The following is a 12199-nucleotide window of genomic DNA, read 5'->3' on the forward strand; positions in this document are numbered from 1 at the left end:
TCGACCTTTGCCTAGAAATGCACCGCTACAAAAAGAGCCTCAATTGAGGCTCTTTTTGATTCTAAGCGTTATTTAAAACCCGCCTTGCCAAATCATGCCAAATGCAAAAACAGCCACGATCGTTAAAGCACAAGCTCCTAACTTTTCTTTGCCTTGAAAAGGATGAATGCCCTGCTCTCGTTTGGCTTTCATGTAGAAATAGAGCCCAGGTAAGTAGAGTAGCGCGGAGAGCATCAAATAGTGCAAACCAGAGGCATACAAAAGCCAAATTCCATAAATGGTGGCACAAGAACCTATTACCAGAAGTTTGCCTTTATTCTTCTGTTCAATCGCGATCTTTAACGTAAAGGCGCCGATCAAAAAATAGGGAACAAGGATCATTTCTGAAGCGAAGATCAGCAGCGTATCGTAGGTACTGCCTGCGTACATCACCAGAATCAGTGAGACCTGAATGCAAATATTGGTTAGAGTTAACGCTTTTACTGGGCTCCCCGCTTCGTTTTGCTGGGCATAGATGGCAGGAAACATCTTATCTCTAGCACATAAAAATGGCGCTTCGGAGGCCAGGACCGTCCAGCTAAGAAAAGCACCGCACACCGAAATAATTAATCCAACACCGATAATGTACTCGCCCCAAGGACCAAGAATAGTCGTCAGCACTTTGGCCATTGAAGGGTTCTGATATTGCGCCAATTCAACCGGTTTAATCACGCCCATCGACAATAAGGTGACCAATACATAAATGGTCAACGCCGTAAGCAAACCGAGAATAGTCGCTTTACCGATATCAGCACGGTGGCGAGCGCGGCTTGACACAACAACCGCTCCCTCTATTCCGATGAACACCCATACCGTGATCAACATGGTGCTTTTTATTTGATCCAGCAGATCATGGCCAACACCGAAATGTAAGCCTGTAAAATCCAATGTGAATTTTTCCCAAGAAAAAGCAAAAGCGGCACAAATGATGAACAACACTAGAGGGATCATTTTAGCAAAGGTGGTAATCAGATTAATGAATGCGGCCGTTTGTACTCCTTTTTTGACCAACGCATGCACCAACCAAAGTAATACCGATGCACTCCCAATGGAAAGCCACGTATTGCCCGCCCCAAACATCACGTTATCTGGTGTATCAAACAGCATGCCTAAGGTACTAAAAACAATTACCAGATAAGAGACATTAGCCACCATGGCGCTAAACCAGTAACCCCATGCGGAACAAAAACCCGCAAAGTCACCAAATCCTTCTCGAGCAAAACCAAATACGCCACTATTAATATGAGGTTTATGGATGGCAAGTTGTTGAAAAGAGAGCGCGAGAAAGATCATACCAACGCCAGTGATCCCCCAACCGATCATTACCGCCAAAGGGCTGGCGACTGAGGCCATGTTTTGTGGCAGGCTAAAAACACCAGCGCCAATCATTGAACCAATGACCAGTGCTGTCAGTGAGCCCAAACCAAGCTTATTATCCATGGGAACTATCCAGTGAGTGTTTACACATTAGAGGAAGGCGCTATTTTAGAGAACATATTTACCAGACATCAATCCCTATGTGATCGCGGTCACTGAGATAGTGAGTCAATAGTCAAATTCATTGCTAGGGATCAAAAAGTTTGTAAGTTCACGACGAAAATAATGCACTACTCAGTAAAAAAAACCGCATATTACACAGTTCAAAGCATCATCATACAAAAATATTGGTAAAAACCATAAAAAATGCCGCTTGGATGAGCAAGCGGCATTTTTGTATAAGATAAGGTTATTCTTTATTTGGCGAAATCAACACCTAGCTGAATATCACCTTTCAGTGTTGTCAGCATTCCATCTAACGCGGCTTGTTCATAGGCACTCAATGCACCATAGCTCAACACTTCTTCGACACCCTCTTTACCGAGTTTAATCGGTTGTGCAAAGAATGAAGCATGCTCACTACCACCTTCAACGTAGGCACATTCCACAACACCTGGTTCACCTTGCAGTGCTTTGACTAATGATAAGCCAAAACGGCAAGCCGCTTGACCCATTGACAGTGTTGCACTGCCGCCACCCGCCTTCGCTTCCACCACTTCGGTGCCTGCGTTTTGAATACGCTTAGTTAGGGCTTCCACTTCTTCGGCCGTGAACTCAACCCCTTCAATTTGCGAAAGCAAAGGAAGGATAGTGACGCCTGAGTGGCCGCCAATCACAGGCACAATAATCTCGCTAGGGTTTTTATCTTTTAGTACCGCGACAAACGTTTCTGAGCGGATCACATCCAACGTTGTCACACCAAATAGCTTACGCTTGTCGTAAACGCCTGCTTTTTTCAAGACTTCCGCTGCAATAGGTACTGTTGTATTGACAGGGTTGGTGATAATGCCCACACAGGCTTTTGGACAGACAACCGCAATCTTTTCAGCCAACGCTTTCACAATGCCAGCGTTAACATTAAACAGATCCGCACGATCCATACCCGGCTTGCGAGCGACACCAGCAGAAACAAGGACTACATCCGCACCTTCAAGCGCAGGTGTTGGATCTTCGCCAGCATAGCCTTTGATCGATACGGGAGTAGGAATGTGGCTTAGATCGGCAGCAACGCCCGGAGTCACCGGTGCGATGTCATACAGCGCCAGATCGGAACCAGCAGGAAGATGGTTTTTAAGTAGAAGTGCTAGGGCTTGACCGATGCCACCAGCGGCACCAATAACAGCTACTTTCATCGTAGTTCTCCTTGAGAATAAATCTCTTATAAATGTTTTTGTGTAGGGTATTTTTAAGCTAGAAAACTATAGCAATCACAATATGATTACAATCAATTAACGCTAGCTTTGCGACCTCGCGCAATTCGCTAAAATCGTGCTACAGCACCGATGGCAATTATGACCTTGTTTATCTTTACCGACAAAGAGTTAAGTTGCCATTCGACCAAAGTTTTACATAAAAGTTTACAGTGACCTTTTAGACACTTTTGGACGATAATTTGGCGATAACTGCATAGCTATGCGAGAATATGCAGCAATAAATGGCTAATCGAAGACGATAACTATGCGCAACAATAATGATAAGCAAGATAATCTGGTTCGTGCTTTTAAAAATCTATTAAAAGAAGAACGTTTTGGATCTCAAGGTGACATTGTCGATGCCCTGCGTAATGAAGGGTTTGATAATATCAACCAATCCAAAGTATCTCGCATGCTGACTAAATTTGGCGCGGTACGCACTCGCAACGCAAAAATGGAGATGGTCTACTGCCTTCCTGCTGAACTCGGTGTACCAACCGTATCAAGTTCACTGCGTGAATTAGTGCTAGATATAGATCACAATGCCGCGCTGGTAGTGATTCATACCGGGCCAGGGGCAGCGCAGCTTATTGCTCGGTTACTTGATTCACTGGGTAAATCAGAAGGCATCTTGGGTGTGGTGGCCGGTGACGATACCATTTTTATCACACCGACACTGAACGTAACGACAAAGCAGCTGTTTGATTCAGTCTGTGATCTGTTTGATTACGCAGGGTAATTTGTCACTAAACGCATTTCATCTCACTCTCTAGTAGAATCACACTGAGTCAAGTCGGCGTGATTCTCTTCACATCTTCAGCAATAAGTTGTCACAGCAGAAAGAGGAATAACTCCTTGATAGGCAAGCTATTGCCATATTTTGGCTCTGACAATGACGCTTATTGATAGCCAATTTCGCTACATTTTTTAACATTCCTGTAATTATGTGTCGATTTTTTGGTATTATTTAGCCACTTTTTCAACATACGGATTGAAAAAGATGCCGTTTCTAGATGAGGAAACTCCCCCGATACCCAAACAACTTGAAGTTGCGGGTAGGCGGCAAGTGAGTCAGTCGTCATAAGCATGGATAATTCTGTGATTGGGGTGAACGAACGTAGCTAACACCACAGCAACTTCAAGTGGAAAGGGTGTAACAACAATTATCTATGGGGTTAATAATGAATAAGGAAGGAAAATTCATGGCATTGAATAAATTGATTAAAGTTGGAATTATTGCAGCAGCGGTCATGGGTACAGGTACGTTAAGCGCACAAGAGTTCATTACGATTGGTACAGGATCCGTCACTGGTGTTTACTACCCGACAGGTGGTGCTATTTGTAAGCTGGTTAATAAAGGGCGTAAAGATCACAACATTCGCTGCTCAGTAGAATCAACGGGCGGATCGATCTATAACGTGAACACGATTCGTGCAGGTGAACTCGATTTCGGTATTGTTCAATCTGACTGGCAATACCATGGTTATAACGGTACCAGTGAATTTGCCGAGCAAGGCCCGAATAAAAAACTGCGCGCAGTATTTTCCCTTCATACCGAACCTTTTAATATCATTGCCCGCGCCGATTCTGGCATTGAAAATGTGGCTGACTTGAAAGGTAAACGTGTCAACATTGGTAACCCAGGTTCTGGTGACAGGGCTACCATGGCTGTGGTGATGGATGCATTTGGTTGGACTAATGACAGCTTCAAATTGGCTTCTGAGCTCAAAGGCTCTGAGCGCTCTCAAGCATTGTGCGACAATAAAATAGACGCCTTCATTTATATGGTTGGCCATCCAAATGGTTCAATCAAAGAAGCAACGACCTCATGCGATGCAAAACTCGTCTCTGCTACTGGCCCTGAAATTGAAAAAATTGTTGCCAATAACCCTTACTACGCTTACAGCACGATTCCTGCTGGCATGTACCGTGGAACAGATAAAGATGTAACCAGTTTTGGTGTGGCTGCGACCTTGGTATCAAGCACTGATGTGTCTGATGAAGTCGCATACAATTTGGTCAAAGCGGTATTTGAAGATTTTGATACCTTTAAACGTCTTCACCCTGCCTTTGCTAACTTGAAAAAAGAAGACATGGTGAAAGCGGGGATCTCCATTCCTCTTCATCCTGGCGCAGAAAAATACTACAAAGAAATCGGTCTGCTAAAATAATTTCGCATCGCGAAAACCAACAATAGCGATACCGAATCAAAGGAGGCTAAACGTCTCCTTTGATTGCCCTTTCAGTCATTATCCCTTGGCGTTATGGTCAGCGATGATAGTCTGTCCTCTTACGTTCACAACGACTCTTTGGGCACATTTGGGTTTTAAATGATTTAACAACCCACCTTTTGTTCTGTTCCGCAATAGCCCACTTCTCATTAGCAGTGAATTGACCCTGTAACCAACCGAGACGTAGGCAGCCAATAATAAGGATAACGTACATGACGAAGACACTTACTCCGTCAACCGATGTGCAGGAAATGGTAGCGCAATCTGATACCGGCGCAAGAAACCCTCACGGCTTGCCGGGGCGCATTTTGTGGTTTGTCCCACTATGTTGGTCGCTATTCCAACTTTGGTATGCTTCACCGCTGCCCTTTATTTTTAACTTTGCCATATTAAATGATACGCAAGCACGAGCTATTCATCTCACATTCGCTGTCTTTCTCGCCTTTACTGCCTACCCTGCGTTAAAGAACTCACCACGCGATCGCATTCCATTGATTGATTGGGCTTTGGCATTGGCAGGCAGTTTCTCTGCAGCTTACATCTATTTATTTTACAATGAACTAGCAGGTCGATCTGGCGCACCAACCTTTGTTGACATTGCAGTATCTGTAACAGGAATGGTGCTATTACTTGAAGCTACCCGCCGAGCGTTAGGACCACCACTGATGTTGGTCGCAGCACTCTTTTTGCTCTACACCTTTGGTGGCCCCTACATGCCGGATGTGATCGCTCATAAAGGAGCGAGCCTAAACAAAGCGATGTCTCATTTATGGCTGACCACTGAAGGGGTTTTTGGGGTGGCTCTTGGGGTTTCCACCTCTTTTGTGTTCTTGTTTGTTCTATTTGGCGCAATGCTTGAACGAGCTGGCGCAGGTTCCTATTTTATCAAAGTAGCCTTTTCACTGCTGGGCCACATGCGAGGCGGTCCCGCGAAAGCAGCGGTTGTAGCCTCAGGCTTATCGGGGCTAGTGTCTGGCTCATCGATTGCAAACGTAGTTACCACCGGTACTTTTACCATTCCCTTGATGAAACGTGTCGGCTTTCCAGGAACAAAGGCGGGCGCTGTTGAAGTAGCCGCTTCCACCAATGGCCAATTAACACCGCCTATCATGGGGGCTGCCGCATTTTTAATGGTGGAATATGTCGGTATTTCCTATGTTGAAGTGATCCGTGCGGCGCTACTGCCAGCGCTTATCTCTTATATTGCCTTAATTTATATTGTCCATTTGGAAGCCTGCAAAGCAGGAATGAAAGGCCTACCTCGCCGTCATACACCGACATGGGTGCAAAGCTTACTTTCATTTACGGGTACTATTTTAGGGCTTTGCGTTCTCAGCGCTGTTGTTTACTACGGCATTGGTTGGACCAAAGAGGTGTTTGGTGACGCCGCTACTCCAATTGTTACGGTTGCGCTTTTACTGACTTATGTCGCTCTGATTAAAATTTCGTCTCGCTACGCCTCAGAAAGTGCAATGGATATGGATATCCAAGAAGTACCCGACCCTGGGCCGACGGTAAAATCAGGACTTCATTACCTACTACCTATTGTGGTGCTAGTATGGTGTTTGACGGTTGAGCGCTTCTCGCCCGGATTATCGGCCTTTTGGGCCACAATATTTATGGTTTTCATTTTGATCACTCAGCGGCCACTCATGTCGTTACTCAACAAAAGTCACGATTTGAATACACAAGTTAAGGCTGGGTTTGTTGATCTTGCCGAAAGCTTGGTTTCAGGCGCACGGAATATGATTGGCATTGGTGTAGCAACCGCAGCCGCTGGCACTGTTGTCGGTGTCGTCACCTTGACTGGTATTGGCTTAGTGATGACAGATTTTGTTGAGTTTATCTCCGGTGGCAGTGTCATACTGATGCTGATTTTTACCGCCGTGATCAGCCTTATTCTTGGCATGGGCTTACCGACTACCGCCAACTACATCGTCGTATCAACCTTAATGGCTCCCGTCATTGTGACACTGGGAGCCGCTCATGGACTTATCATTCCGCTGATTGCCGTACACTTATTTGTGTTCTATTTCGGCATTCTGGCCGATGATACCCCCCCCGTTGGCTTGGCGGCATTTGCCGCAGCGGCTATCGCTAAATCAGACCCTATTCGTACAGGTATTCAAGGGTTTGCTTACGATATTCGTACCGCCATTTTGCCCTTTATGTTCGTATTCAACACTCAACTACTGCTAATGGGAATTGATACATGGTGGCACTTAGCGTTAACCATTTTCTCGGCCATTACCGCAATGCTGCTGTTTTCTGCTGCGACTCAAGGTTGGTGGCTAACTCGCAATAAGTGGTGGGAAACCGTCTTGCTGTTGGTGTTAACGTTCTCATTCTTCAGGCCCGGTTTTTGGTGGGATATGATTTATCCTGCAACAGAGCTGCATCCTGGTACTTCTATTAATCAAGTGGTTGAAAAACTCCCCGTAGGTCAACCTATCAAACTGATTGTTGCAGGTGAGAAAATCGATGGGAATTTCACATCAAAAACCGTACAACTGCCTTTTGAGGATCAAGCCGCAACGGCAGAGCAGCGTATTCAATCAATGGGACTAACCTTGAAAGAAACCAGCAATCGTATGCTGGTGGATATGATTGAGTTTGGCAGTCCAGCAGAGGCAGCAGGTATAGATTTTGATTGGGAAATCCGCTCAATTGTAGTGGAAAGCCAACGTCCGATGAAAGAGTGGGTCTTCTTACCTGCATTATTACTAGTATTGACCTTAGCTTGGAATCAGAAACGCCGTATGAGAACACAAGAAATACGCGCTTAATCAATATGCCTAGCACGAGCTAGGCATATACTTTACGGAAACAAGGTGCTCTAAAGCACCCTATCGTAGATGAGATAATCCATAATGTATAAACACATTCTTGTTCCAGTAGACCTTAATGAAAAAGGCTTTTCTGACAAAGCCGTTGAACTTGCTGTTTGGCACGCGACACATTCCAATGCTGAAATTCATCTTTTAAATGTATTACCTGGTATCCACATGTCGATGGTCGCCACATACTTCCCGAAAGATGCCGCGGCGAAAATGAAAGAAGACGTTAAGCAACAGCTAAAACAGTTTGCTGATCAACATATCGCTGACGAAGTAATCTACAAACTGCATGTAGCGGAAGGTAAAGCCTACACCACCATTTTAGATTACGCAGAGAAGCTCGGAGCTGATTTGATTATCATGCCAAGCCATAAACGCTCGAAGATCGATAAAGTGATGCTGGGATCGGTGGCCAGTAAAGTAGTGCAAAATTCGCCAATCAATGTACTGGTAGTCAAGCCGCAAGGATAGAAACCCTGCATCGTCATAAAAAGCGCATGAGGCGCTTTTTTTTATGCCAACGATAAGCGCCTCAGTTAGGAATTGGCTATCAAACTAATAGGTTCAATCATCTTTACTTGTTGAGAATAATTATCAATAATGTTTACATCAACCCGATAACCGTTTAGGTGAACATTATGAAAAAAACGCTCAGCTTTGCCGCCATCCACTTCAGTATCGCGTTTACTGTCGTTTACCTACTTACGGGCGACATTATTCTTGGTAGTCTGATTGCCATGCTTGAGCCGATGGTCAATACCGTTGCTTTTTACTTTCATGAAAAAGTATGGGCGCACTACGCCCCGCTGCGCCGCTACTCACAATCGGCCAAAATTAAAACAGGTAGCTTCGCTGTAGTGCACTTCAGTGTTGCATTTAGCGTGGCATATATCATGACCGGAAGTTTTATCATTGGTGGTGTGTTAGCTATGATCGAACCGAGCATTAATACGTGTGCTTACTACTTCTACGAGAAATTCTGGCAAAAGAGGCATCCACAAGATTGGTCAGCAATGAAGTGCTCTCATTAACATCAGCTCAATCAAATAGGGAAATGAGTAACACAGAGGTCTTCGCTTAACGCGATATGGAAGGATTGCTGCTGACCATCAAGTTGCACCGATAAGGTATACAAATCATTCGAGTTAAGCTGTGTAAGATCTGCGTACTTCGGCGCTTCCACTTGAAATAAAGCACTGGCGTGCTGATGGCGCACATCAATAGGTAACTGATAGCTCATACCATTAAATTTCACCACCGCGGAAACTAATCCTGGTGCGTAGGTTTGATAATGTAAGTGAACCAAAAACTCACAGCCACCACCATAGTGCCAGATTTGTTCAGTGGTAACATGCTCTAAACGAACATGACGAATGCATTGCAGATAAGGCTCTTGCCAAATCCCCATTCGCTCATCGTATTTCTTCACCGCGTGGTGCCCTAGCGGGCATAATTGCGGCAAATCTGGCTCATCAAGCAACCACTCTTCTTCTTGCTCAACAAACAAAATTTCGAACCGGTTGCGACCGAGTTGTAGCAAAGGCCGAATGTCTTTTTTATACACCGCTTGGCTGCCATCACAATCGAATAGTGCCACACCGTTTAAACGTATTTCCGCATAAAAATCGATGCCCTCAAGCACAAGATCAATTGCAGCGAAGCTAAGCATCGCTTCATCTACCTCAACATCATGCATCAAATGCCACTCTTGCTCGGCAATTTGTACTTCTGTTATGTCGTGAGGTAATGCTTGGCTGAGAGGCGCAGGAAAACAAAGATCCTCTTGCGGGATCGATAAATCAGTCAACGGTGAAAGCTGCCAAAAGCCAGCAAGAGAAATTCGCATAATAAACTTGAGCTAGATCAATGTTGAACGATTATATACAAAATAAATAAAGATGTGCTGACAAAAATAATGATTCGTCATTAAAGTGCCCCCCGTTAGCTTTGCATAGCTAAAAAAATACCAGCCAAAGGGCTGGTATCTCACATTAAGGTAAATAACGCCTAATCACTCTTGGTCGTCTTCATCTTCTTCATCGTCGTATAGAGCATCTTCGCCTTCGTAGTAAGTGCCCCAGCCGTCGTAAATAATATCATATTTTTCAGCAAGTTGAATAAGCTTCTCTGCCTGTTCATCGATCGCTTCGGCCTTCAGTACCGATTGCATAGTCGCGTCACAGCACAATAGTTTATTGCCGTCTTCATCTTCTGTTTCTTCTGCTTCAAGCACTTCAAAGCCCATTTTAAAGGCTTCAACAACCGCTTTTTCTAGCGTGTCAAAATCTTCAGCAAATAGGTGGTGCTCTATCTCATATAACGCATCTGGATCACTGCCATCTTCGAGCAGGGCTTGAATGATGTCGCGAGTATCTTCTTTTTGAATTTCGATTAACTCTTCAACGGATACGTAGTCATCTTGCTGAGGTTGAGACATAAGGTGCTCCAGATTTGGCTAAATGTAGACTATACTCCATCAACTTGGCGTTGCAGATAGGCGGCAAGTGAGTTCATTCCCATGAACATAGATAAACTATGTGACTGGGGTGAGCAAACGTAGCCAGCACCGCTGCAACTTCACGTCGGAAGGGTATAAATGAATTTCGACGAAATATGGCATGGTTCGCCTAAAATTGCCACCAACAACGTACCGCGATCTTTATCTTTCTAAAGGATCACTGCTCAATCAAGTACAGATCAAATAAAAAACACTTTGATTTAACAATTTATTTTCATTTTGCTAATTCAGTAGATTATCTGCCTGATGATTTGCTCTTTCACCGCATTAAACTGCCTGTTTATCAAACATTCATGCATAGCGAAAAAGGTCGCTTTGGCTAAACATGCCCGCATTATGCACTTTTTATGTAAATAACCGCATAGAAAATCACTTATTCTTCATGCTTAATTCGCCCTCCTCTGAGCCCAAAACGCATAACAAAGCACTTTGTCGTTATTAGGCTTATTTGGCTGATTTTGGAGTTATTTTCTAATAAGCACACACTTTGAAGCATACACAACTATAAGTTCACAAAATAACAGCTAATATCACCACTAAGTAGACTTGCATCGATCGCTTAAGCTTGTCATAAAGAACATGAGAAATAAGAGTAGGGATACAAAATGAATAAGCTGTACGTTGGATCTGAAGTTGGGCAACTGCGCCGAGTATTACTCAATCGGCCAGAGCGTGCCTTAACTCATCTCACACCGTCGAACTGTCATGAACTGCTATTTGATGATGTACTTGCCGTAGAAGATGCAGGAAAAGAGCATGATGCCTTTGCCAACACATTGAAGGACCAAGATGTTGAAGTGCTGTTGCTGCATGATCTCTTAGTCGAAACCTTAGCCGTTGCCGATGCCAAAGCGTGGTTGCTCGATACGCAAATTTCTGATTTTCGCTATGGTCCCACTTTGGCGCGCGATCTGCGCTGCTATTTAGCTGACATGGATAATGAACACCTCGCCACTCTGCTACTCGGTGGTCTTGCTTATTCCGAACTGCCCATCCACTCCTCTTCGATGCTACCTAAAATGCATCGTCCGTTAGATTTTGTGATTGAACCGTTGCCTAATCATCTCTTTACCCGCGATACCTCTTGCTGGGTGTATGGCGGCGTATCGCTTAATCCGATGATGAAACCAGCACGCCAACGTGAAACCAACCATTTACGTGCCATTTATCGTTGGCATCCTGTATTTGCAGGAGAGAATTTTATCAAGTATTTCGGTGATGAAGATCTGCACTACGATAATGCCAATATTGAAGGGGGCGACGTACTGGTGATCGGTAAAGGTGCGGTGTTGATTGGTATTTCCGAACGCACAACTGTGCAAGGGGTAGAAAATTTTGCTGCGAGTTTATTTAAACATGGGCAGGCCAAAGAGGTGATTGCCGTTAACCTGCCTAAACACCGCTCTTGTATGCATTTAGATACGGTGATGACACATATTGATGTCGACACCTTTTCTGTTTACCCCGAAATTATGCGTCATGATTTAGAAACATGGCGTTTAACGCCAAAAGGCAATGGCGGGATGAACGTCGATTCAATGCCAAGTTATGTTAATGCGATTGAACGCGCGTTAGGTTTGGACAAACTCAAAATCATCACCACTGGTGGTGATAGCTATGAGGCTGAACGTGAGCAATGGAATGACGCCAACAACGTGTTAACGGTTAAACCCGGAGTTGTGATTGGCTACGAGCGCAATGTCTACACTAACGAGAAATACGATAAGGCAGGCATCAAAGTATTAACCATCCCCGGCAATGAACTCGGCCGAGGCCGAGGCGGCGCGCGCTGCATGAGTTGCCCGATCGAGCGAGATGATATTTAACCTTCTCCATTCAACGCAG

General features: G+C 44.6%; 10 protein-coding genes. 6 read left to right on the forward strand and 4 right to left on the reverse strand.

Annotated elements, in window-relative coordinates; genetic code table 11:
- Positions 1-72: 72 nt before the first annotated feature.
- Positions 73-1479: a basic amino acid/polyamine antiporter gene (locus AACU59_RS10195; RefSeq protein WP_094144478.1), complete on the reverse strand. Its 1407-nt coding sequence runs from the start codon at positions 1477-1479 to the stop codon at positions 73-75.
- 293 nt (positions 1480-1772) lie between these two features.
- Positions 1773-2708: a malate dehydrogenase gene (gene mdh, locus AACU59_RS10200; protein ID WP_094144479.1), complete on the reverse strand. Its 936-nt coding sequence runs from the start codon at positions 2706-2708 to the stop codon at positions 1773-1775.
- Positions 2709-3033: 325 nt separating this feature from the next.
- On the opposite strand from mdh, the gene argR reads away from it, so the two are divergent.
- The 5 genes from argR (at position 3034) to AACU59_RS10225 (ending at position 8867) form a co-directional block, all read left to right on the forward strand.
- Positions 3034-3507, forward strand: coding sequence for a transcriptional regulator ArgR (argR, locus tag AACU59_RS10205; protein ID WP_013857844.1), 474 nt, complete (start codon positions 3034-3036; stop codon positions 3505-3507).
- Positions 3508-3970: 463 nt separating this feature from the next.
- Positions 3971-4939 carry a TAXI family TRAP transporter solute-binding subunit gene (locus tag AACU59_RS10210; protein WP_026027829.1) on the forward strand — a complete coding sequence of 323 codons (969 nt, stop codon included), beginning with the start codon at positions 3971-3973 and terminating at the stop codon, positions 4937-4939.
- Between the two features lie 272 nt (positions 4940-5211).
- Positions 5212-7785 (forward strand): TRAP transporter permease, encoded by a 2574-nt coding sequence (locus AACU59_RS10215; RefSeq protein WP_094145302.1) that lies wholly within the window; start codon positions 5212-5214, stop codon positions 7783-7785.
- Positions 7786-7869: 84 nt separating this feature from the next.
- A complete protein-coding gene (locus tag AACU59_RS10220) occupies positions 7870-8307 on the forward strand; it encodes a universal stress protein (RefSeq protein WP_010320612.1) in 438 nt (145 codons plus the stop codon).
- A gap of 167 nt (positions 8308-8474) precedes the next feature.
- Complete coding sequence (locus AACU59_RS10225; RefSeq protein WP_010320611.1) at positions 8475-8867, forward strand: DUF2061 domain-containing protein; 393 nt, start codon at positions 8475-8477, stop codon at positions 8865-8867.
- 11 nt (positions 8868-8878) lie between these two features.
- On the opposite strand, the gene AACU59_RS10230 is transcribed toward AACU59_RS10225, so the two are convergent.
- Positions 8879-9682 carry a glycosyl hydrolase 2 galactose-binding domain-containing protein gene (locus AACU59_RS10230; RefSeq protein ID WP_094145305.1) on the reverse strand — a complete coding sequence of 268 codons (804 nt, stop codon included), beginning with the start codon at positions 9680-9682 and terminating at the stop codon, positions 8879-8881.
- A 165-nt stretch (positions 9683-9847) separates the two neighbouring features.
- Positions 9848-10273 carry a ribonuclease E inhibitor RraB gene (rraB, locus tag AACU59_RS10235; RefSeq protein ID WP_017046663.1) on the reverse strand — a complete coding sequence of 142 codons (426 nt, stop codon included), beginning with the start codon at positions 10271-10273 and terminating at the stop codon, positions 9848-9850.
- 686 nt (positions 10274-10959) lie between these two features.
- Between rraB and arcA the strand changes: the two genes are divergently transcribed.
- Positions 10960-12180: an arginine deiminase gene (gene arcA / locus AACU59_RS10240; protein ID WP_094145307.1), complete on the forward strand. Its 1221-nt coding sequence runs from the start codon at positions 10960-10962 to the stop codon at positions 12178-12180.
- The last annotated feature ends 19 nt before the right edge of the window (positions 12181-12199 follow it).

The sequence above is a fragment of the Vibrio sp. V23_P3S9T160 genome (genome assembly GCF_963886625.1).
Lineage (GTDB): Bacteria > Pseudomonadota > Gammaproteobacteria > Enterobacterales > Vibrionaceae > Vibrio > Vibrio anguillarum.

What these genes read in the sequence shown, in the direction of transcription:
- AACU59_RS10195 (WP_094144478.1), bottom strand. Translation starts at nt 1,479, where the DNA reads ATGGATAATAAGCTTGGTTTGGGCTCACTGACAGCACTGGTCATTGGT.
- argR (WP_013857844.1), top strand. Translation starts at nt 3,034, where the DNA reads ATGCGCAACAATAATGATAAGCAAGATAATCTGGTTCGTGCTTTTAAA.
- mdh (WP_094144479.1), bottom strand. Translation starts at nt 2,708, where the DNA reads ATGAAAGTAGCTGTTATTGGTGCCGCTGGTGGCATCGGTCAAGCCCTA.
- AACU59_RS10230 (WP_094145305.1), bottom strand. Translation starts at nt 9,682, where the DNA reads ATGCGAATTTCTCTTGCTGGCTTTTGGCAGCTTTCACCGTTGACTGAT.
- rraB (WP_017046663.1), bottom strand. Translation starts at nt 10,273, where the DNA reads ATGTCTCAACCTCAGCAAGATGACTACGTATCCGTTGAAGAGTTAATC.
- AACU59_RS10215 (WP_094145302.1), top strand. Translation starts at nt 5,212, where the DNA reads ATGACGAAGACACTTACTCCGTCAACCGATGTGCAGGAAATGGTAGCG.
- arcA (WP_094145307.1), top strand. Translation starts at nt 10,960, where the DNA reads ATGAATAAGCTGTACGTTGGATCTGAAGTTGGGCAACTGCGCCGAGTA.
- AACU59_RS10220 (WP_010320612.1), top strand. Translation starts at nt 7,870, where the DNA reads ATGTATAAACACATTCTTGTTCCAGTAGACCTTAATGAAAAAGGCTTT.
- AACU59_RS10225 (WP_010320611.1), top strand. Translation starts at nt 8,475, where the DNA reads ATGAAAAAAACGCTCAGCTTTGCCGCCATCCACTTCAGTATCGCGTTT.
- AACU59_RS10210 (WP_026027829.1), top strand. Translation starts at nt 3,971, where the DNA reads ATGGCATTGAATAAATTGATTAAAGTTGGAATTATTGCAGCAGCGGTC.